Annotated in this window: 21 protein-coding genes; 15 read left to right on the top strand and 6 right to left on the bottom strand. The window is 68.3% G+C overall.

The annotated features are described in order from the left end of the window. Positions 1–5: 5 nt before the first annotated feature. The gene (locus ACU4E7_RS21230) at positions 6–1,184 is read right to left on the bottom strand and encodes a methyl-accepting chemotaxis protein (protein WP_447020035.1); all 1,179 of its coding nucleotides are present in this window, start codon (positions 1,182–1,184) and stop codon (positions 6–8) included. A gap of 383 nt (positions 1,185–1,567) precedes the next feature. On the opposite strand from ACU4E7_RS21230, the gene ACU4E7_RS21225 reads away from it, so the two are divergent. Beyond that, positions 1,568–2,071 carry a hypothetical protein gene (locus tag ACU4E7_RS21225; RefSeq protein ID WP_447020034.1) on the top strand — a complete coding sequence of 168 codons (504 nt, stop codon included), beginning with the start codon at positions 1,568–1,570 and terminating at the stop codon, positions 2,069–2,071. Between the two features lie 22 nt (positions 2,072–2,093). Here the strand turns inward: ACU4E7_RS21225 and ACU4E7_RS21220 are convergent, their stop codons facing one another. After that, entirely contained in the window at positions 2,094–2,660 is a 567-nt protein-coding gene (locus tag ACU4E7_RS21220; RefSeq protein ID WP_238121098.1) for a biotin transporter BioY, read from the bottom strand. Between the two features lie 150 nt (positions 2,661–2,810). Here ACU4E7_RS21220 and ACU4E7_RS21215 point away from each other — a divergent pair, with 150 nt between their 5' ends. The 12 genes from ACU4E7_RS21215 (at position 2,811) to ACU4E7_RS21160 (ending at position 13,309) form a co-directional block, all read left to right on the top strand. Continuing rightward, entirely contained in the window at positions 2,811–3,587 is a 777-nt protein-coding gene (locus ACU4E7_RS21215; protein WP_447020033.1) for a TatD family hydrolase, read from the top strand. A 40-nt stretch (positions 3,588–3,627) separates the two neighbouring features. Next, a complete protein-coding gene (locus ACU4E7_RS21210; protein WP_447020032.1) occupies positions 3,628–4,170 on the top strand; it encodes a CoA-binding protein in 543 nt (180 codons plus the stop codon). Positions 4,171–4,266: 96 nt separating this feature from the next. Beyond that, positions 4,267–5,571 (top strand): O-acetylhomoserine aminocarboxypropyltransferase, encoded by a 1,305-nt coding sequence (locus ACU4E7_RS21205; protein WP_238121101.1) that lies wholly within the window; start codon positions 4,267–4,269, stop codon positions 5,569–5,571. A gap of 166 nt (positions 5,572–5,737) precedes the next feature. Further along, positions 5,738–6,136: a fluoride efflux transporter CrcB gene (gene crcB, locus ACU4E7_RS21200; protein ID WP_447020031.1), complete on the top strand. Its 399-nt coding sequence runs from the start codon at positions 5,738–5,740 to the stop codon at positions 6,134–6,136. Positions 6,137–6,199: 63 nt separating this feature from the next. Further along, a complete protein-coding gene (locus tag ACU4E7_RS21195) occupies positions 6,200–7,306 on the top strand; it encodes an RluA family pseudouridine synthase (RefSeq protein WP_443266518.1) in 1,107 nt (368 codons plus the stop codon). A gap of 4 nt (positions 7,307–7,310) precedes the next feature. Continuing rightward, the gene (locus tag ACU4E7_RS21190; protein ID WP_447020030.1) at positions 7,311–7,997 is read left to right on the top strand and encodes a hypothetical protein; all 687 of its coding nucleotides are present in this window, start codon (positions 7,311–7,313) and stop codon (positions 7,995–7,997) included. Positions 7,998–8,302: 305 nt separating this feature from the next. Continuing rightward, on the top strand, positions 8,303–8,920 hold the full coding sequence (locus ACU4E7_RS21185; RefSeq protein WP_238121105.1) for a TRAP transporter small permease subunit: 618 nt from the start codon (positions 8,303–8,305) through the stop codon (positions 8,918–8,920). Between the two features lie 115 nt (positions 8,921–9,035). Further along, the gene (locus ACU4E7_RS21180; protein ID WP_238121411.1) at positions 9,036–10,892 is read left to right on the top strand and encodes a TRAP transporter large permease; all 1,857 of its coding nucleotides are present in this window, start codon (positions 9,036–9,038) and stop codon (positions 10,890–10,892) included. 297 nt (positions 10,893–11,189) lie between these two features. After that, positions 11,190–11,417, top strand: a complete 228-nt coding sequence (locus tag ACU4E7_RS21175) for a hypothetical protein (protein ID WP_447020029.1) — start codon at positions 11,190–11,192, stop codon at positions 11,415–11,417. A 61-nt stretch (positions 11,418–11,478) separates the two neighbouring features. Further along, positions 11,479–11,799 carry a hypothetical protein gene (locus tag ACU4E7_RS21170; RefSeq protein ID WP_238121107.1) on the top strand — a complete coding sequence of 107 codons (321 nt, stop codon included), beginning with the start codon at positions 11,479–11,481 and terminating at the stop codon, positions 11,797–11,799. Then, a complete protein-coding gene (locus ACU4E7_RS21165) occupies positions 11,796–12,533 on the top strand; it encodes an HAD-IA family hydrolase (protein ID WP_447020028.1) in 738 nt (245 codons plus the stop codon). The genes ACU4E7_RS21170 and ACU4E7_RS21165 overlap by 4 nt, the downstream gene beginning before the upstream one ends. Further along, complete coding sequence (locus tag ACU4E7_RS21160) at positions 12,533–13,309, top strand: ATP12 family chaperone protein (protein ID WP_447020027.1); 777 nt, start codon at positions 12,533–12,535, stop codon at positions 13,307–13,309. Before ACU4E7_RS21165 ends, ACU4E7_RS21160 begins: the two co-directional genes overlap by 1 nt. Positions 13,310–13,313: 4 nt before the next feature. Here ACU4E7_RS21160 and ACU4E7_RS21155 read toward each other — a convergent pair whose 3' ends face one another. Next, positions 13,314–13,781 carry an Lrp/AsnC family transcriptional regulator gene (locus ACU4E7_RS21155; protein ID WP_238121110.1) on the bottom strand — a complete coding sequence of 156 codons (468 nt, stop codon included), beginning with the start codon at positions 13,779–13,781 and terminating at the stop codon, positions 13,314–13,316. A 184-nt stretch (positions 13,782–13,965) separates the two neighbouring features. Here ACU4E7_RS21155 and putA point away from each other — a divergent pair, with 184 nt between their 5' ends. Continuing rightward, on the top strand, positions 13,966–17,622 hold the full coding sequence (gene putA, locus ACU4E7_RS21150) for a trifunctional transcriptional regulator/proline dehydrogenase/L-glutamate gamma-semialdehyde dehydrogenase (protein WP_447021685.1): 3,657 nt from the start codon (positions 13,966–13,968) through the stop codon (positions 17,620–17,622). A gap of 96 nt (positions 17,623–17,718) precedes the next feature. Here putA and ACU4E7_RS21145 read toward each other — a convergent pair whose 3' ends face one another. Next, a complete protein-coding gene (locus tag ACU4E7_RS21145; RefSeq protein WP_447020026.1) occupies positions 17,719–18,015 on the bottom strand; it encodes a hypothetical protein in 297 nt (98 codons plus the stop codon). Positions 18,016–18,485: 470 nt separating this feature from the next. Between ACU4E7_RS21145 and ACU4E7_RS21140 the strand changes: the two genes are divergently transcribed. Further along, the gene (locus ACU4E7_RS21140) at positions 18,486–18,866 is read left to right on the top strand and encodes a hypothetical protein (RefSeq protein WP_238121112.1); all 381 of its coding nucleotides are present in this window, start codon (positions 18,486–18,488) and stop codon (positions 18,864–18,866) included. 38 nt (positions 18,867–18,904) lie between these two features. Here ACU4E7_RS21140 and eutC read toward each other — a convergent pair whose 3' ends face one another. Together eutC and ACU4E7_RS21130 are read right to left on the bottom strand one after the other, a co-directional pair. Continuing rightward, complete coding sequence (gene eutC / locus ACU4E7_RS21135) at positions 18,905–19,681, bottom strand: ethanolamine ammonia-lyase subunit EutC (RefSeq protein ID WP_447020025.1); 777 nt, start codon at positions 19,679–19,681, stop codon at positions 18,905–18,907. Further along, a complete protein-coding gene (locus ACU4E7_RS21130) occupies positions 19,678–21,066 on the bottom strand; it encodes an ethanolamine ammonia-lyase subunit EutB (protein WP_238121114.1) in 1,389 nt (462 codons plus the stop codon). Before ACU4E7_RS21130 ends, eutC begins: the two co-directional genes overlap by 4 nt. Positions 21,067–21,109 lie beyond the last annotated feature (43 nt).

Raw genomic sequence — 21,109 nt, 5'->3', positions numbered from 1 at the left:
CGGGCTCATGAGGCGGCGGGCCGCCCCGTGAGCTGAGCGATGATGTGGCTGATGTGCCCGTCTGCGGCCATGTAGAACGGCACGGCCGCTTCCACATCGCGCGCCTGCAGCGCCTTGCCCATGTCCCGGGCGGCCGTGCGCATGGCCGTCAGGCCAGGGGTGATCGCGGCGCGCGCCGCATCTGAAATGCTCGGCAGCCGCTCCAGCGGCGGCGTGTCGTAGAGGCGTTCGGAGCGGGCACCGACCAGGCATTGGGCCAGGCCGCCGCGCCAGGCCGAGAGCTCCGCCGCCAGGATCTGCGCTGCCTGCGCCTTGTTTTCTCCCAGCTCGTTCAAAAGCACCATGGAGGTGGCCTGCGCCTGGGCCAGCAGGGCGCCGGCGGTCTGGCCATCGGTGTTGTTCTGGGTTGCGAGGCGGGCGACCTCCGCCAGGGAGGCGGAGATGGACGTGGTGGCGCTCTTCTGCTCGTGCAGAGCGTGGCTGATGCTGTCGATCCGCTGATCGGCGAGGGAGACGCGCTCGGCCACCATGTCCATGTTCCGCGATACGGATTTGAACGCCCGGCTGCCGCTGTTCACCCGCTCTCCACCGTGGTGGACGGCCCGGGAGACCCCGGCGATCACCACATCCAGCTCGGCCAGCTTGGCGGAAATGTGCTCGGTGGTGCGGGCGGTCTGTTCCGACAGGGCCTTCACCTCCGCTGCCACCACGCCGAATCCGAGGCCTGCTTCGCCGGCCCGCGCCGCCTCGATGGTGGCGTTGAGCGACAGCAGCTTGGTCTGCTTCGAGATGGCGTCGATGTCCCGCGCCATGTCGGCGATGGAGCGAATGGAGCCCGCCAGCAGTCCGGTCTGCGCCTGGATCTCGGAGAAGGAGGTGGTGATGTCCTCGATGGCGGCGGCCGCCGCCGAGGACTGCTGCAGCGTCTCGGAGACGATTCGCGCCGCCTGCGTGGATTGCTCATGGGTGGCGCTGGCGTCGGTGGCGATGCTCTCGATGGTGCGGGCCAGTTCCTCCACGGCGCCGGAAATGGCGACGCTTTCGCCGGACAGGCGCTGGGTGTTGCCACCGTTCCAGGCCAGCAGGCAGGCCAGATCCCCCAGCAGCCGTGCCGCTTCCGCCGCGCGAATGGTGAGGTCGAGGCCGGCGCAATCCGGCGGGGGAAGAGCGTGAGCCAGGCTCAAGGATTGATTGCCGGAAGCTGCCATGGGTCTGCCTGCGCCGGAGGGGGGGTGGCGCCGGCGGTCTCCCCGATGGTCAGGTGCGCCGACAGCGCCGTCTGGAAGCGCCACCTTTATGGATGTCACCCTCCCTCTCTAGGCGGGGGAGCTTGCGCCGGCGTTGCGATGGCGGCCCCGGCACAGCCCCTTTTTCATTGCAAGCCCGCGATGGATGTGCTCTGCCGTCGCGCGGATTTTCCCATCCCTGCCGGCATGACGGTCGTCTGGGGGTGCCGTGGCGGCGAAAATACCGTAACCTGCCGCCTCAATCGCTGGGCGCCGGACGATAAGTGCGCCACCACGCGAAGCGGAAACGGCAGGCAGAGGAGGCGTCGGGGGCTGTGCAGATGACGAGGCTGAAGGGGTTCAGTGGACTTGCGGTCGCGCTTTTGCTCGCCGCCTGCGCCAGCGATCGCAGCCCGCCTCCGGCGGCCAATTACGATCCCATCCCGCCCATGATGCCGGCGGACGCGCCGCCCATGCAGCCGGAGGGCCCGGCCGTGCCGCGCATCGAGGTGCGGCTCCCGGCAGCCGACGCAACCCTGGTGCGCGGGCGCCTCGCCACGGCGCGGCGGGCGCGCGGCTATACCATCACGGTGGATCAGCCGGCCCAGCTGGTGGCGGAAAAGGCGCTGCCGGCCGACGAGGCGCTGCGGCGCACCAATGGCGCCACGTCCAATGCCGCCTTCAGGCTCGACTACATCTTCAACACGTCGGGTGGTGCCGTGACGGTGTCGCTCGAAGCGTCCATCGTCGCCAATCCGGGTAGCGGGCGCGAGGTGGTGCGGGCCATCACCATGCCGGCCGGCGATGCGGATGCGCTGAAGCAGGAAATCTCCGACTCCATCTGAACGAGGGGGTGCGCCCCCTCACTCAGGCGCGGCGGGGAGAAGCCAGCCGCTCCACCACCAGTACGGTGATGAGCGCCGCCACGCTCTTGATGCCGGCGCCGGGCAGGAAGGGCAGAAAGCCCTTCTCCCAGGCCACCTGCGCCCCACGCAGTGCCCCGAGCCAGCCGGCACCCACCACCATCAGCACCAGGTGGCCCAGCACCAGGGTCATGAGCAGCGGCAGCCAGCGGCCCCGCGCCCAGTATTGCTGCAGGGCGCCGACCAGTAGCGCCACCAGAACGAAACCGATGAGGAAGCCCCCGGTGGCCCCGGTGAGCACCTGGAGGCCCGCGGCGTGCTTGGCGAACACCGGCATGCCAGCGAGGCCGAAGGCCACATAGAGCGCCACCGTCAGCCCGCCGAGCCGCCAGCCCAGCAGGGCGGCGAGGGTGATGAGCACATAGCTCTGCAGGGTGATGGGCACCGGCTGCATGGGAATGGCGAGCTGGGCGCTCCAGGCCATCAGCGCGATGCCGCCCACCACCATGGCGGCGGCCCAGGCGTGGGCATGTTCGGCAAGGCGCAGCAGCGCCGGGCGGAAGGGGGGCATGGCCGCTCCTCAGGGCTCGATTCGTCGGCGGCATCCTGCCATGGGGGTGGGGCGCTGTCGCCTCGGCTCGACGGCGCACGGGGATGCGCTTATACCTTCGGCCCATTGCCGCGCAGGCCGCGGCGTCCCTTTCGGTTGCTGTGTTCCACGATGCTCGTCGATAGCCATTGCCACCTCGATTTCCCCGAATTCGCGCCGGAGCTGCCCGATGTGGTGGCGCGGGCCAAGGCGGCGGGGGTGGGCCATCTGGTCACCATCTCCACCCGGGTGGCCCGCTTCGATGCCATCCGTGCCATCGCCGAGCGGTTCGATGAGGTGAGCTGCTCGGTGGGCACCCATCCCCATTACGCCGCCGAGGAGCCGGAGGTGACCACCGCCGATCTGGTGGCGCTGGCCGCCCATCCGAAGGTCGTCGCCATCGGCGAGGTGGGGCTCGACTATTTCTACGACACCGCGCCCCGCGAGGCGCAGGCCCATGGCTTTCGCACCCATATCGCCGCCGCGCGGGAGACCGGGCTGCCGCTGGTGATCCACGCCCGCGACGCCGATGAGGACACCGCCGCCATCCTGGAGGAGGAAAGCGCCAAGGGGGCCTTTCCCTTCCTGCTGCACTGCTTCACCGCCGGCCCCGAGCTGGCGCGGCGGGCGCTGGCGCTGGGGGGCTATATCTCCTTCTCCGGCGTGCTCACCTTCAAGAAGAGCGAGGCGCTGCGGGCCATTGCCGTCACCGTGCCGGAAGACCGGCTGCTGGTGGAGACGGATTCCCCCTATCTCGCCCCGGTGCCCCATCGCGGCCAGCGCAACGAGCCCTCTTACGTGCGCGAGACCGCCAAGGTGCTGGCGGCGGCCCGGGGCGTGAGCCCGGAGCAGATGGCTGAGGCCACCACGGCGAACTTCACGCGCCTGTTCTCCAAGGCGCGGATCTGAAGCCCGCATCTGACGCCCACCGGCTCGGGAGGAGCGCATCATGAACCACGATCGCTACGACGACAGCTATATCCGCGGCATTCTGGAAGAGGTGCGCACCATCGCCATCGTCGGCGCCAGCGCCAACCCCACGCGGCCCTCCTATCTGGTGATGAAGTATCTGGCGGAGCGGGGCTATCGGGTGTTCCCCATCAATCCCGGCCAGGCCGGCAAAGAGGTGGTGGGGCTCACCTTCCTGGGGAGCCTCGCCGATGTGCCCGAGCCCATCGACATGGTCGACGTGTTCCGCGCCCCCGAGCATCTGCCGGCGGTGTGGGCCGAGGTGGAGACGATTTTACCGCTGCCCAAGGTGCTGTGGATGCAGCTCGGCGTGCGTAACGACGAAGTGGCCGCGCAGGCCGAGGCCGCCGGCCTCAAGGTGGTGATGGATCGCTGCCCCAAGATCGAATATGGCCGCCTCTCCGGCGAGATCGGTTGGACCGGGGTCAATTCGCGCACCCTGTCCTCGCGCCGCCCGAAGCTGCTGGGACAGGGGGTGCAACGGCTCTCCATCGCCTCGCGCAAACCGCCCGGCGCGGTTTGAGTTAATAAAAATCATCGTTTAGATGTATTTTCAGAAAATCCACAAGCGCCTATAAGGCGGAAGCGGCCCGCAGGCCGATGTGATGGGAGAGGCCCGATGACTGAAGACACCACTGCGCCGGCCGTGCACGAGCCGGGTTTCGCCACCCTGGCGGTTCATGCCGGCGCGCAGCCCGACCCCACCACCGGTGCCCGGGCGACCCCCATCTACCAGACCACCTCGTTCGTGTTCGACGATGTGGACCATGCGGCCTCGCTGTTCGGCCTACAGGCCTTCGGCAATATCTATTCGCGCCTTGGCAATCCCACCAATGCGGTGCTGGAAGAGCGTGTGGCGGCCCTGGAAGGCGGCACCGCCGCGCTGGCGGTGGCCTCGGGCCATGCGGCGCAGCACCTGGTGTTCCACACTTTGCTGACCCCCGGCGACGAGTTCATCGCCTCCCGTAAGCTCTATGGCGGCTCCATCAACCAGTTCTCCCATGCCTTCAAGAGCTTCGGCTGGAACGTGAAGTGGGCGGACCCTGACGACATCTCCACCTTCGAAGCTGCGCTTACCGATAAGACCAAGGCGATCTTCGTGGAGAGCATCGCCAATCCGGGCGGCGTGGTGGTGGACATCGCGGCCATCTCCGCCATCGCCAAGAAGGCGGGCGTTCCGCTGATCGTCGACAACACGCTGGCCACGCCCTATCTCTGGCAGCCCATCAAGGACGGCGCCGACATCGTCGTGCATTCCGCCACCAAGTTCCTGGGTGGGCACGGCAATTCACTGGGCGGCATCATCGTCGATGCGGGCACCTTCAACTGGTCGGCGACGGATCGCTACCCCTTCCTGTCGGCGCCGCGGCCCGAATATCAGGGCATGGTGCTGCACGAGACCTTCGGCAATTTCGCGTTCGCCATCGCCGTGCGGGCCCTCGGCCTGCGCGATCTCGGCCCGGCGCTCTCGCCCTTCAACGCCTTCATGCTGCTGACCGGCATCGAGACCCTGCCGCTGCGCATGCAGCGCCACAGCGAGAACGCTCTGGCCGTGGCCCGCTATCTCGCCGCCCACCCCAAGGTGGAATGGGTGAGCTATCCGGGCCTGGAGAACGACCGCTACCACGCGCTGGCGCAGAAATACCTGCCCAAGGGCGCCGGTGCGGTGTTCACCTTCGGCCTTAAGGGCGGCTATGAGGCCGGCGTGAGCCTCGTGTCCAACGTGGAATTGTTCTCCCACCTCGCCAATATCGGCGACACCCGCTCGCTGATCATCCATCCCGCCTCCACCACCCACCGCCAGCTCACCGACGAGGCGAAGGTGATCGCCGGCGCCGGGCCGCAGGTGGTGCGCCTGTCCATCGGCATCGAGGACGTGGCCGACATCATCGGCGATCTCGATCAGGCCCTCGCCAAGGTCTGAGCCTGCGCTCGCTGTCGTCGCAATGCCCCGCCCGGCCCGCGCCCGGCGGGGCATTTGCATGGGTGGTGCCGTTCGGGCAGGCCGTGGGATTTGAGGGGCGCGGAAGGCTTGCACCGTGTGCTCGGTCGCGCCAACACTGGCGGGACTGCCGAGCTTTGGAGCCGTCATGCCATCCGTCCTCTTTCATCCTGTCGTGCTGGTGTTTCTGGGGGCCGGCTGTGGCGGCGTTCTCCGGCATCTGGTGAACATCACCCTGCCGCGCCTGCTGGGCACCGGCTTTCCGTTCGCCACCTTCGCCATCAACGTCACCGGCAGTTTCGCCATGGGGCTGCTCACCGGCTATCTGGCGTTCAAGGATGGCGCCGCGTGGAGCCAGGGGGCGCGGCTGTTCCTCACCACCGGGCTGCTGGGCGGCTACACCACCTTTTCCACTTTCTCGCTGGATTTCCTGTTTCTCATGGAACGCGGCGAAATGGGCCTCGCGCTGCTCTATGCCGCCGGCTCGGTGGCGCTGGCCTGCATCGCCGTGTTCGCCGGCATCTCGCTGATGCGGGTGCTCAGCTGACAGGATGGCGCTGGCGCGAGGCGTGACGTCGGGCCCATCCTGGTCTATGGGCAAGCGATGGATATGAACGCGGCGCGAGGACGGGCCCAGATGGCAGTGGAGCTGAAGACAGTGGCAGCGGACGAGGCGGACATGCGCCTCGACCGGTGGTTCAAGCTGCACTACCCGGACCTGTCCTTCGGTCATCTGCAGAAGCTGGTGCGCACCGGGCAGGTGCGGGTGGATGGCGGCCGCATCAAGACCTCGACCCGCCTCGAAGCCGGCCAGAGCGTGCGCGTGCCGCCGCTGGGTGGTGGAGAGGAGGAAGCACCGGCGTCCGCCGCTGGTGGCGCCTCTCACGGGGGAACCTCACATGACGGCGCGGCTCATGCGGCCGCCGGCAAGGCGGGCGTGGGCAAAGGCCCGGGCAAGACGGGCGGTAAACCGGGCGATGACCTCAGCTTTCTGAAATCCCTGATCCTTTATGAGGACAAGGATGTGATGGTGCTGAACAAGCCGTTCGGCCTCGCGGTGCAGGGCGGCTCGGGCACCTATCGTCACGTGGATGGCCTGCTGGAGGCCATGCGCGACAAGGATGGCCAGAAGCCGCGCCTCGTCCACCGCATCGACAAGGATACCTGTGGCTGCCTGCTGGTGGCGAAGACGCGGCTCGCCGCCTCGGTTCTTGCCAAGAGCTTCCGCTCGCGCGAGGCGCGCAAGGTCTATTGGGCGCTGGTGCCCGGCGTGCCCAAGCCCCGCCAGGGCCGCATCTCCACCTATCTCGCCCGCGACGAGGAAGAGGAGAAGATGCGCGTGGCCCGCCATGGCGAGGACGAGGCGAGCCACGCGGTGACCTATTATGCGGTGGTGGACCAGGCGGCGCAGAAGATGAGCTGGCTGTCCCTGAAGCCGGTCACCGGACGCACCCACCAGCTGCGCGCGCACCTCGCCCACATCGGCCATCCCATCGTCGGCGACCCCAAATATTTCAATATCGAGAATTGGGAACTGCCGGGCGGGCTGCAGAACAAGCTGCATCTTCTGGCTCGGCGCATCGTCATCCCCCATCCGCGCGGGCAGGGGGTGATCGATGTTTCGGCGCCGCTGCCGCCGCACATGGCTCAGTCGTTCGCGGTGCTGGGCTTCGATGCCAGCCAGTACGATCCCATTCTCGAAGCGCCGGAAGGCTAGGGGCGTGTGGCGCCGAGCCCTGTGCCTGCTGACGCTGCTGCTGGGGTTGGCACCGGCGGCGGCCCTGGCGCAGGGGCTCGATGTTCTGGCGCTGTATGGCGAGCTGCAGGTGGCGCAGCCGAACGGCTTTCCGCACTATGAGATCACCGCCGGGCGTGGTGGGGCGCGGGTCTCGGGCGACAGCGTTGACGGTCCGCGAACGCGGGTGGATGTGCTGCTCGACCAGCCCCATGCGTTCCTGCGCCTCGTCGATCGCGGTGAAGGGGACGGGGCGCGCACCCTGGTGACCGAGGTGGTGGCCTGGATCGATCCCGAAGGCGCGCCGCTGGTGGGCCTCAGCGAGTGGGGCAGCAGGGGCGGCGTGCCGTTCGGCGGGCGCCTTCGCTTTTATTCCCGTTTGTCCGGCCGCTGGAACTTGGTGACCGCCCAGGTGTGGCCGAGCCTCGACACCCCACTTTGCGGCACCCCGCCGGAAGACGTGACCGAGGAGGCGGCCGGGTGGGACGGGCTGGGCGCGCTGGTGGCGCTGCTGCCGCGCACAGGCACCGATGTCGCTGCCTGGTGCGTGGGCTCAAGCCCACGGGCCGGCACCGGCGCCATGGTCATGTGGGAGCGCGCCCGGGGGGTCTTTCAACGCGGCGCCGCTCTGGCCGGTCCGCCATCTTGGCCATTGGCCCCGTCCGGCCGCTGAGAGGCTGAGGTGCCCGCAAGCGAAAGCGCGGCAGAATCGTCCGCTGGCGCTGGAGGGCTGTTACAACCCATGGTCTACGAGCAATGGGTTGCTGCATCTTCGCGGTCATGCGCGATGGCTGGGGCTTCAGACTTTAGTCGAATCCGCTTGCGCCGCAGTCCATGGAACACGCCGAGCCATGCGGATTCGGGGGCCCTTGCTCTTGCGGCCTGTTGTGGTTTGCCTATGGTGCCGGCTCAAAGGGCCGTCACCAGGGTCAGATGTGCGGTCCGGCAAAAACGTGTTCGCCCGAGGGACGCATACCCATGACACCCCTGCTCGCGCTCGCCCGTGGCATTGACGCCGTCAATGCGCGGATCGGCAAGGCCGCCGCCTGGCTGATCGTGGTCGCCATCCTGGTTTCCGCGATCAATGCCATCGTGCGCAAGTTGTTCGATGTCAGCTCCAATTCATGGCTGGAACTGCAATGGGTGCTGTTCTCGGCGGTATTCCTGCTGTGCGCGTCCTGGACCCTGCTCGACAATGAGCACATCCGCATCGACATTGTGAACGCCCATCTCAGCAAGCGGATGCGAGATGGTATCGATGTGTTCGGGCATCTGTTCTTTTTGCTGCCCTTCTCCATCCTGCTGCTTTGGACGTCCATTCCCTTCTTCCTCAGTTCCTATGCCATCGACGAGCAGTCGCTGAATGCGGGCGGGCTCCCGCAGTGGCCGGCCAAGATGCTGGTGCCGCTGGGCTTCTTCTTTCTGACGTTGCAGGGCATCTCGGAACTCATCAAGCGCGTCGCCGTGATGATGGGGCGCATGGACGATCCCCACGAGGGGCCGGGCGGCACCCATGCGGCGCTCGCGGCCGAGGCTGAGCGGCTTCTGGACGATCACGAGGGGGACGCCGCCGGCTCCTCCCAGGCGCAGCGCTGAGGGGGCGGGGATGCTCGATCTTGTGATCTCGATGCTGCGTCGCCCGCGTCTCGCCCATCTGGCCGCGGTGGTGCTGGGCGCGCTCGCTTTGGTGGCCTTCCTGCCCGATGTGGCGATGGCGGCCGAGCCCGGTTTTCGCGGCTGGTTCATCCACAATATGGCGCCCATCATGTTCGCGGCGCTGGTGGTGTTCCTGCTGCTCGGCTACCCGGTGGCCTTCTCCCTTGCCGCCAATGGCCTGATCTTCGGCGTCATCGGCATCTACCTCGGCCTGTTCCGGCCGGACTTCCTGCAGGCGCTGCCCGAGCGCGTCTATGGCACCATGAACAATGAGGTGCTGCTGGCGGTCCCCTTCTTCACCTTCATGGGCCTCATTCTTGAGCGCTCCGGCATGGCCGAGGATCTGCTGGACACCATCGGCCAGGTGTTCGGCTCCATTCGTGGTGGCCTGGCCTATGCGGTGATCTTCGTGGGCGCGCTGCTTGCGGCCACCACCGGCGTGGTGGCCGCCTCGGTGATCTCCATGGGCCTCATCTCCTTGCCCATCATGCTGCGCTACGGCTATGACCGGCGGGTGGCTTCCGGTGTCATCGCCGCCTCGGGCACCCTGGCGCAGATCATTCCGCCCTCGCTGGTGCTGATCGTGATGGCGGACCAGCTGAACCGGTCCGTGGGCGACATGTATGAGGGCGCCTTCATCCCGGGCCTGCTGCTCTCCAGCTTCTACGCGCTTTATATTTTCCTTGTTTCCACCTTCTTCCCGAAGGCGGCGCCCGGCCTGCCGCTGGAGGCGCAGACCCTGCGGCCGCCGGACGAGAAGCACGGCTTCGCCCGGGTGCTGGGGGCGCTGACCGCCGCCGGATTCGCGGTGCTGCTCGCCACCGGCTCGCTGCCGCATCTCACTGCCGATCTCCTACCGGGCTTCGCCAACACCGCCGCGTGGGGCGTGGTGTCGTTCGCGGTGCTCTATTTCATCATGTCCGGCACCGCGCGGCTGCTCACCCCCTCGCTCTATATCGCGCTCGCCATCGCCATCACCGCCGCCATCTGGCTGATGAACCGGTCCGAGGTGAAGTTCGGGTCGGATTACGTGGTGCTCGCCATGTCGGCCACAGTGGCCCTGGCGTTCGTCATCGCCGTCATCAACCGGGTGTTCCGCCTGGGCCTGCTCTCCAAGCTGGCGGAGCAGGTGGTGTTCGTGATGGTGCCGCCGCTGGCGCTGATCTTCCTGGTGCTGGGCACCATCTTCATCGGTGTCGCCACGCCGACGGAAGGCGGCGCCATGGGCTCGGTGGGGGCGCTTGCGCTGGCCATCGGCCGCGGACGGCTCAAGGTTGATCTGCTGCGGCAAGCCACCTATTCCACCGCCAAGCTGTCCGCCTTCGTGCTGTTCATCCTGCTGGGCGCACGCGTGTTCTCGCTCACCTTCTATGGCGTGGACGGGCACAAATGGGTGGAAGAGCTGCTGGTGTCGCTGCCCGGCGGCGAGGCGGGCTTCCTCATCGCCGTGAACATTCTGGTGTTCGTGCTGGCGTTCTTCCTCGATTATTTCGAGCTCGCCTTCATCATCATCCCGCTCCTGGGGCCGGCCGCCGACAAGCTCGGCATCGACCTCATCTGGTTCGGCGTGATGCTGGCGGTGAACATGCAGACCTCGTTCATGCACCCGCCCTTCGGCTTCGCCTTGTTCTTCCTGCGCTCGGTGGCGCCCAAGCTGCCCTATGTGGACCGGGTGACAGGCAAGACCATGCAACCGATCACCACAGGCCAGATCTATTGGGGCGCGGTGCCGTTCGTGTGCATCCAGCTGGTGATGGTGGCGCTCATCATCCTGTTCCCGCAGATGGTGACCCACTACAAGTCGGGCGCGGTGCAGCTGGATCAGAATCAGGTGCAGCAGCAATTCGATAGCCTCACCCCGAGCTTCGATGCGCCGCCCCCGCCGATGCTGGATTTTGGCAATCCGAAGTAGGTCTGCCACATTAACCTGCTATGGGGCCGGCTTCCGGTAGAGGGAGCAAGGGGTGGCGCGCGACGGGCGCCGCCCTTCCCCTGTCCTCGGGCCCCGTGAAGGGCCATATGAGGGGGCGAGGCAAAGGCGGAGACGCATGAACACCAAGCACGAATTCTGTCCGGGGTGCGGTGCGCAGGTCTATCCGGAAGAGACGCAGTGCCCCTTCTGTGGACGCTCCCTGCGCAATCGGGCGCTGATACCGGTGGTGATCGGCTTGGCGGGGACGGCGGTGGCGCTGGTGTCCGGCGCGCTGGTGTGGTGGGTGTTGTCTTCGCCGGCCCCGGTGCGTTCCGCCGGGCCTGCGCCGGCCAACTCTGCGTCGCCCGCGCCGACGCCCACCATCTCTGCGTCGCCTGCGGCACCATCCACGCCGGCGTCGCCCGCGGTGGCGGAGGCCCCGGCGCCGGTGGCACCCGCCGCGCCCCCCGTGGCTCCACCGCCCAGCAGCGAGACTTCCGCTTTCGCGCCGCCGCCCGCGCCTGAACGGCCGGCGTTGGCGCGGCCTGAACCTGCGGCAGCGCCGGCGATGCCTTCGGTGGCGGCCGTGCCGCCGTCTCTGGCCGCACCCCTGACCCGCTCCACGGACACGCCGGCGGACGCGGAATCGCGCCGCGCCTTCGCCAAGAGCAAGCAGGAGAGCTTCGCTCAGAACGGGCTCGACCTGAAGGTGACCACCTCCGGGCCAGAGGACACCACACTGACCATCACGTTCAATTTCTCCGCCAAGACGGCGGCCGAGCTGATCATCGCCGGCCCGTTCCCGAAACAGTGCGAGCAGCGGGGCTTCAAGGACATCTTGTTCGAGGATCCCACCGGCACCACCTGGGTCTATGACATCGCCACCCAGAAGATGACCTTGAAATGAGCACGCCGTCCCAGCCTTCCCCCGCTCCCACGTCCGATGGCGCCTTGACCCTGATCCTGTTCGACTGCGACGGGACGCTGGTCGACAGCCAGCACATGATCGTGCAGGCCATGCACGACGCCCATGCGGCGCTGGGCCTGGCGGTGCCGGAGCGGGCCGAGCTTCTCTCCATCGTCGGCCTGTCGCTGCCCGAGGCCTTCACCGTGCTGGCGCGGGGCGATGCGCATTATCCCGTCATGGAGATGGCGGAGGCCTATCGCAGCGCCTTCATGCGGCTGCGCGACATCCGGCCGCCGGAGCCCATGTTCCCTGGCGCCCGGGAGGTGCTGGAGGGCCTGCGCGCCCGTGACGACGTGCTGCTCGGCATGGTCACCGGCAAGGCGCGGCGCGGGGTGGACCGGGTGCTCAAGGCGCAGGACATGGTGGGCTGGTTCGCCACCATCCAGACCGCAGATGATGCGCCCTCCAAGCCCCATCCCGCCATGGTGCAGCAGGCGATGATGGAAACCGGCATCGGCCCCGCCCGCACGGTGGTGGTGGGCGATACCTCGTTCGACATGGCCATGGCCCGGGCGGCCGGGGCCTCGGCCCTGGGCGTCGAGTGGGGCTATCACGAGACCGAGGCGCTGTGGCACGCCGGCGCGCAGCAGGTGGTGGACCACTTCGGCGCGGTGCCGGCGGCGCTTTCGCAGCTGCTGGCCGCCGCCACCCTGCCGCAGGAACGGAGGGCGTGATGCGCGACATTCTCGGCGATCTGGACAGCGGCGCAGACAACCCCATGGCGCGCGCCCAGGCGGCGCAGCGCCCGACCCGCCCGAAGCGCTTCTATAAGCAGGCGGGCGTGGGGCCAGTGGACGGTGGCTTCGCCGTGCTGCTGGACGGCCGCCCGGTGCGCACGCCGGCGCGGGCGGTGCTGGCGGTGCCGACCCAGGCCCTCGCCGAAGCGCTGGCGGCGGAATGGGCCGCGCAGGGCGAGGAGATCGACCCCTTCGCCATGCCGCTGACCCGCCTGGTGAACGTCGCCCTCGACCGGGTTGCCCCCGAGGCTGCGGCGGTGCGGGAGGAGGTGGCGAATTATGCCGGCACGGATCTTCTGTTCTACCGCGCCGAAGGGCCGGATGCGCTGCTGGCGCGCCAGGCGGCCCTGTGGGACCCCATCCTCGATTGGCTCAACGAGACCTACGGCGCCCGCTTCTTCCTCAGCGAAGGCGTCCGCCATGTGGCCCAGCCTGAGGACGCTTTGGCGCGGGTGACGGCGCGGCTGCCGCAGGGGCCGCTGGCGCTGGCGGCGCTGCATGTCATCACCACCCTGACCGGTTCGGCCCTGCTGGCGCTGGCGCTGGCCGAGGGGCGGCTCGATGCCGACGCGGTGTGGGCCGCCGCCCATGTGGATGAGGATTGGAACCGCGACCAGTGGGGTGAGGATGAGCTCGCCGCCGCCCGCCGTGCGGCCCGGCGCCTCGAATTCGACGCCGCGGCGGCGCTGCTGGCCCAGGCGCCCGACGCCTGATGGCTCACGGTGCGTCGTCCTTCACCGATTCCATGACCACATAAGTGGACGTGCTGGCCACGCAGGGCAAAGCGGAGATCTTCTCGCCCAGCACCTGCCGGTAGCGGCGAATGTCGCGCGTGCGCACTTTCAACAGATAATCGAACGGCCCCGCGATCATGTGGCATTCCTCCACCTCGCGGAGGCGCCGCACCGCCGCGTTGAAGGCGGAGAGGGAGGCTTCCGTGGTGTCGGAGAGCTTCACCTCGGTGAAGGCGATGTGGTCGAGCCCCAGCTTCACCGGATCGAGCTGCGCCCGGAACCCGCGGATATAGCCTTCGTCCACCAGCCGTTTGAGGCGCGCCTGGCATGGCGTGCGCGACAGGCCCACCCGCGCCGACAGATCGGTGATGGACATGCGCCCATCGGCGCTGAGCGCTTCCAGAATGCGCTGATCGAAAGCATCAAGTTGACTAAGTTCTGGCTCTGTCATGGGTGATATGACTGCATATGGCGATCATTTCATAAAATTCTGATGCCATTCTCCCATATGAAAAGTCGGAATGCAAAAGCGGGTCTTGCTACCCTTTAGGGGACTGACGCCCCCGCCTTCGCCCAGCCTGCGGGCGGCGCAGTCGCAAGGATCGCGCCCCATGACTCGCCCACTCACTCGCCCGATGATTTCCGCTGTTGCCCCCGCTGCCTCCGAGGCCCCGATGTTCGCCGATTTCGCGCCGCCGGCGGGTCCGCGCTCGGCGCTGCGCCGGGCGGTGACGGCGGCCTATCGCCGTCCCGAAGCTGAATGCCTGGCACCGCTGCTGGAGGAAGCCACCCTGCCGGCGGACATGCGCGCCCCCATCGCCGGCACCGCCCGCCGGCTGATCGAGGCGCTGCGCGGTAAGCCGCGGGGTTCGCTGGTGGAAGAGCTGGTGCAGGAATTCGCCCTCTCCTCCAAGGAGGGCATCGCCCTGATGTGCCTGGCCGAGGCGCTGCTGCGCATTCCCGATACGGCGACGCGCGATGCGCTCATCCGCGACAAGATCGGCCATGGGGATTGGCTCGCCCATCTGCGCGGCGGCCATTCCCTGTTCGTGAACGCCGCCACCTGGGGCCTCGTTCTCACCGGCAAGCTGGTGGGCACGGTGGATGAGCAGGGCCTCACCGCCGCCCTGACGCGGCTGGTGGGCCGGCTCGGCGAGCCGGTCATCCGCCGCGCGGTGAATGTGGCGGTGGGCATGATGGGCGAGCAGTTCGTCATGGGCGAGACCATGGACGAAGCCCTGAAGCGCGCCCGCGAACGGGAGGCCAAGGGCTTCCGCTATTCCTACGACATGCTGGGCGAGGCGGCGGTGACGGCCGCCGATGCGGATCGCTATTTCGCCGATTATGAAGGTGCCATCCACGCCATCGGCAAGGCCTCCGCCGGGCGGGGGGTCTATAGCGGGCCGGGCATCTCCATCAAGCTCTCGGCGTTGCATCCGCGCTATGCCCGCGCCCAGGCGGGCCGAGTGATGGCCGAGTTGCTGCCGCGGGTGAAGGCCCTGATGCTGCTCGCCAAGGGCTACGATATCGGCGTCAATATCGATGCCGAGGAGGCCGACCGGCTGGAGCTCTCCCTCGACATGATGGAGGTGCTGTGCGCGGATCCGGATCTCGCCGGCTGGAACGGGCTCGGCTTCGTGGTGCAGGCCTATGGCCGGCGCTGCCCGTTCGTTCTCGACGTGCTCATTGATCTTGCCCGGCGCAACGGCCGCCGGCTGATGGTGCGGCTGGTGAAAGGCGCCTATTGGGATGCCGAGATCAAGCGCGCGCAGATCGATGGGCTGTCCGACTTCCCGGTCTATACCCGCAAGCCCCACACGGACGTGTCCTACATCGCCTGCGCCCGCAAGCTCCTGGCGGCGCGGGATGTGATCTTCCCGCAGTTCGCCACCCACAACGCCCAGACGCTGGCCTCCATCTATCACCTGGCCGGTGCCGATTTCACCGAGGGTTCGTTCGAGTTTCAGTGCCTGCATGGCATGGGCGAGCCGCTGTATGACGAGGTGGTGGGCCCCACCCACATGGGCCGGCCGTGCCGCATCTATGCGCCGGTGGGCAGCCACGAGACCCTGCTCGCCTATCTGGTGCGGCGGCTTCTGGAGAACGGCGCCAACTCCTCCTTCGTCAACCGCATCGCCGATCCCGCCGTGTCGGTGGATGACCTCATCGCCGATCCGGTGGATGTGGTGCGGGCCATGCCCCATCCCGGCGCTCCCCATGATCTCATCAAGGCGCCGTCGGCGCTGTTCCCCGACCGGCTCAATTCCGCAGGCATCGATCTGTCGAACGACGACGTGCTCGAGGCCCTCACCGCCAGCCTCAGCGCCAGCGCCGGCTGGCCCTGGAGCGCCGGCCCGGCGGATGCCGGCACCCGCCGTGCCGTGCTGAACCCGGCCGACCGGCGCGATGTGGTGGGTGAGGTGTTCGAGGTGACGCCCGCAGCCGCCGGTGCCGCGATGGCGCAGGCGGCCGCCGCAGCCCCCGGTTGGGCCGCGCACCCCGCGCGGGAGCGCTGTGCGCCGTTGCTGAAGGCGGCCGAGGCCCTTGAGGCCCGCATGGGCCAATTGATGGGGCTTATGATGCGCGAGGCCGGCAAGTCGGCGGCCAATGCGGTGGGCGAGGTGCGCGAAGCCATCGATTTCCTGCGCTTCTATGCCGGCGAGGCGGAGAAGCTGGAGGCCAGCCAGACCGGGCTCGGCCCGGTGGTCTGCATCAGCCCCTGGAACTTCCCACTCTCGATCTTCACCGGCCAGGTGGCGGCGGCGCTGGCCGCCGGCAATACGGTGCTGGCGAAGCCCGCGGAGGAGACCCCGCTGATCGCCGCCGAGGCGGTGCGCCTGTTGCACGAGGCCGGGGTGCCGGCCGATGTGCTGCAGCTGCTGCCCGGTGACGGTGCGGTGGGCGCGGCCCTGGTGGCGGCACCGCAGGTGGCGGGCGTCATGTTCACCGGCTCCACGGAGGTGGCGCGGCTGATCCAGCGTCAGCTCGCCCCGCGCCTTTCGCCGGCCGGCCGGCCCATTCCCCTTATCGCCGAGACCGGTGGCCAGAACGCGATGGTGGTGGACAGCTCGGCTTTGGCCGAGCAGGTGGTGGCCGACGTGGTGGCCTCCGCCTTCGACAGCGCCGGCCAGCGCTGCTCCGCCCTGCGGGTGCTGTGCCTGCAGGAAGAGGTGGCGGACCATATTCTGGAGCTGCTGAAGGGCGCCATGGCGGAACTGGTGGTGGCCCCCACCGATCACTTGGCTACGGATGTGGGGCCGGTGATCAGCGCCGACGCCCGCGCCGGCATCGAGGCCCATGTGGAGGCCATGGCGAGCCGCGGTCACAAGGTCTTCCGCGTGCCCCTCGGCATGCCCACCCGCCACGGCACCTTCGTGGCGCCGACCCTGATCGAGATCGACCGGCTGGGCGAGCTGGAGCGCGAGGTGTTCGGCCCGGTGCTGCACGTGGTGCGCTATCGCCGCGAGGCGGTGGGCGAAGTGGTGCGCGAGATCAACGCCACCGGCTACGGCCTCACCTTCGGTCTCCACACCCGGCTCGACGAGACCATCGCCGCGGTCACGGCGCAGGTGGAGGCGGGCAATATCTATGTGAACCGCAACATCATCGGCGCGGTGGTGGGGGTGCAGCCATTCGGCGGGCGCGGCCTCTCCGGCACTGGCCCCAAGGCCGGCGGGCCGCTCTATCTGCAGCGCCTCACCCATGGTCTGCCGCGCTGGTCCCAGAGCGGGGGGACGGCCGACGCCGCGGCCCTCGCGTTCGCCGACTGGCTGGCGGCGAAGGGATCTGCCCGCGAGGCGGCGCAGGCGCGGGATTGGGCCCTGGCGGTACCGCTTGGCGTGCTCACCGAGCTGCCGGGCCCGGTGGGTGAGAGCAACCGCTACGGGCTGGCACCCCGCGGCACGGTGCTGGTGCGGGCGCAGACCCGCGGGGCGCTGCTGACGGGCATCGCCGCCGCCTTGGCCACCGGCAACCGGGTGCGCGTGGAAGCCCCGAGCCTGCGCGGCGCGCTGGCCGACCTGCCGGCCGCTTTGGCCAGGCGGATTGTGTTTGCGCTGGATCAGGACACGAGCGGGGGATCCGCGCCGGGGGCGGGGACCGACGTGGCGCTGGTGGAGGAGGGGGACGTGACCGGTGTGGCGACCCGGCTCGTGGACGGCACCGGGCCGCTGGTGCCCGTGCATGTGCTGGAGGCGGGCGGGGTGCCGCTGCCGCTGCTCATGCGCGAGGTGTCGATCTCCATCAACACCGCTGCCGCCGGCGGCAACGCCACCCTCATGGCGGTGGCTTGATCAGGCCGCTGCCGCTGGCTTTCGCTGCCCCGTCGCAAGTCGGGGTGGCCGGAATGAAAGGCGTCCTCCGGCCCGGTCGGGCCGGAGGAGATCACGTCACGCCGCTTCGGCGACGGGCGGCTTTTCTGCGTTCGTTTCAGGCTGCGTGGCCGCCAGCACCTTGGTCTGGATCAGCTCCGCCAGCTCCAGCACCTCGGTATTCCAGGCCAGCGCAGACTGCTGCATGAACGCCAGTTCCTTGGTCATGGCGTTGGCGGGATTGGGTTCTTTCGCCAGTTCGCCCATCAGCTGCATCTGCTCCTGGGCCTGCTTGCCCATGAAGCGCTGCAGGTGAGACGCCACCGCCATCGGGCAATCGAAGAACATGTTCTTCCATTGCGTCATGGGCGCCATGGTCGGCGGGGTTCCGCTGCTCCAGGCCCGGGTCAAACCCTGGAAAATGGCCGAATCATTCATGACATCACTCCCTTGCCGATTGCGCCTGCCCCCAGCGTCTTCCGCCTCTTTCCAGGCGGTGCCGCAAAATTAAGCATCGCCGGAAATCGAATATGTTGCGTTGCGCCACGTCAAATTGCGCAAAGCGAAGCCCAGTAACCGGGGGCGAATGGACAAGGCGGCCGCGCCTCGCAAGGGGACCGCGTGCGGCAGGTGCTGTTCGCCAAGGGCGCGGCGCCTGCATCTTGCGGCTATTGTGACCGCATTCGCGTGCAGAGCAAGGGCTTTCGGGAGGTAATGGGTGCGTCTTCATTGCCCAGGGGGAAGCATCTGGGGCGCAAGGGGCTCTGTCGCGAATCGCCGGGGATCCTCTAAATAAGGGCGACACAGGAACTGCAACGCCCAGACCAAAGGCCGGGAGAAGAACAATGGCGCAACTGCCGCAGGGCTTTCATAAGGTCCGCATGGAATTGGCCCGTGAGAAGGATTTTCCGGAGGGGTCGAAATTCTTCGGCTACCGTTTCGTCGCGCCCCTGAAAGAGGATGGCCACATCGACGCGGAGCTTTGGGCGAAGCATCGCGAGATCTGCCGGGTGGTGAAGTTCCGTCCCGACGAGGCGGACGAGGTGGGCCACCTCGTGCGACGCCCCGGCGGAAGCTGGGCCTTCCGCTATGACATTTCGGGAAATGACGACGACGAGGCCGGCTACCGCTTCGGCGATGAGAAGTTCGAGGTGGGTGAATACATCTCGGTGAAGGAAGACGAGGAGATGCACACCTTCCGCGTGGTTTCGGTCGAAGCCGACTGAGGCCTCCGCCCGCGGCGGAGCGCCGGGCTCAGCTCGGCTCAGCCGCCGGTCAGGGCCGGCGGAGGGGCACCGTGCAGCAGGAGCAGGTCGCTCTCGTCCTTCAGCTCCACGCCGCTGACGGCGCGCCGCAGCGCCTCCTTGAGATGCCAGGCGAGCTTGAAGGCAGCCAGCTCGTGGCTCAGTCCTTCCGACCGTACGTTGGAGATGCAGTTGCGTTCCGCGTCTGAGCGGCCGACCTTGGGGGCGAAGGTCAGGTAGAGGCCGAGGCTGTCCGGGGAGGACAGGCCCGGCCGCTCGCCCACCAGCACCACCAGGGCGCGGGCGCCCAGAAGCTCCCCCACCTCGTCGCCCAGCGCCACCCGGGCCTGGGCTGCCACCACCACCGGCGCGACGCTCCAGCCCTCCTTCGCGATCCAGGGCTTGAAGGCGGCCAGGAAAGGCGCGGTCTGGGCATGGATGGCGGTGGCGGACAGGCCGTCGGCGACCACCAGTGCCAGATCCACCGGCGCCGCCTTGCGGGCGGCGAGGCGCGCGCGGCTTTCCGCATTCAGCCGCCGGCCGAGATCGGGGCGGCGCAGGTAGACATCCCGCGCCGGGGCGGCGCTCGCCACCTCCAGGGTCTCGAAGCCCAGCGCCCGGATCTCCGCTTCCACCTTGGTCGCCTCGAACGGCAGGTGGACGGCGTCGCGGGCCTGGGCGTGGGCGAGGGCGAAGCGCAGCACCTCCTGCGTCGGCAGGCTGGCGCCGGTGCGGCCCAAAGCGATGCGGGCCGGGGTGTGGCGGGAAAAGGCGAGCCAGGGATCGCGCGCGATCATGCCGCCTGCTCCTTCACGAAGCCCACCAGCGGATGGGTGCCGCTCGCCGGCAGCAGCCGGCCGGCGGCATCGGCGATGCCCATGCGTTCCAGCCAGGCCTCGAATTCCGGCGCCCGCTTCAGGCCCAGCACCTCGCGGATATAAAGAGCGTCGTGGAACGAAGTGGACTGATAGTTCAGCATCACGTCGTCGGCGCCGGGAATGCCCATGATGTAAGTGACGCCGGCGGCGCCGAGCAGGGTCAGCAGGGTGTCCATGTCGTCCTGGTCGGCCTCGGCATGGTTGGTGTAGCAGACGTCCACACCGAGCGGCACGCCCAGCAGCTTGCCGCAGAAATGATCCTCCAGCCCGGCACGGATGATCTGCTTGCCGTCATAGAGATATTCGGGGCCGATGAAGCCCACCACCGTGTTCACCAAGAGCGGCTTGAACGGCCGGGCGACCCCATAGGCACGCGCTTCCAGGGTCTGCTGGTCGACGCCGTGATGGGCGCCGGCGGAGAGGGCCGAGCCCTGGCCGGTCTCGAAATACATGGCGTTCTGCCCCACCGTGCCGCGCCGGAGCGCGGCGGCGGCATCGGTGCCTTCCCGCAGCACCTTGAGATCGACGCCGAACGCGCGGTTCGCCCCCTCGGTGCCGGCGATGGACTGGAACACCAGATCCACCGGCGCGCCGCGGTTCATCAGCGCGATGGAGCTCGTCACGTGGGTGAGCACGCAGCTCTGGGTGGGGATCTCGAAGCGGGTGATCACCTCATCCATCAGCCGCAGCAGGCGGTCGATCACCGGCAGGCTGTCGGAGGCAGGGTTGATGCCGATCACCGCATCGCCGCAGCCATAGAGCAGGCCGTCGAGAATGGTGGCGGAGACGCCGGCGGCATCGTCGGTGGGGTGGTTGGGCTGCAGCCGCACGGCCATGGTGCCGGGCAGGCCGATGGTGTTGCGGAAGCACGTGACCACCCGGCATTTCCTGGCCACCAGGATCAGGTCCTGATTGCGCATGAGCTTGGAGACGGCGGCGGCCATTTCCGGGGTCAGCCCGGGCGCGAGGGCCGCGAGCTGCTCGGGCGTTGCCTGATCGGAGAGCAGAAAATCCCGGAAGTCGCCTACCGTCAGGGCAGAGACGGGAGCAAAGGCGACCGGATCATGGGTGTCGAGGATGAGGCGGGTGACCTCATCCGTTTCATAGGGCACCAGCGCTTCGGAGAGGAAGGCCTTCAGCGGCACCTCCGCCAGGGCCATCTTGGCGGCCACGTTTTCCTCGGCGGATGAGGCGGCGATGCCGGCCAGCATGTCGCCGGAGCGCGGCGGCGTGGCCTTGGCCATCAGCTCCTTCAGATCCGCAAACACATAGCTGCGGGCGCCGATGCGGTGGACATAGGCCATGATGTGCTGCTCCCCGTCCGGATCATCCTGCGTGAACGGGGCC

The sequence above is a fragment of the Xanthobacter sp. ZOL 2024 genome (assembly GCF_052932325.1).
The sequence above is the reverse complement of the archived record's forward strand: the minus strand, read 5'-3'. Positions and strand labels throughout refer to the sequence as shown.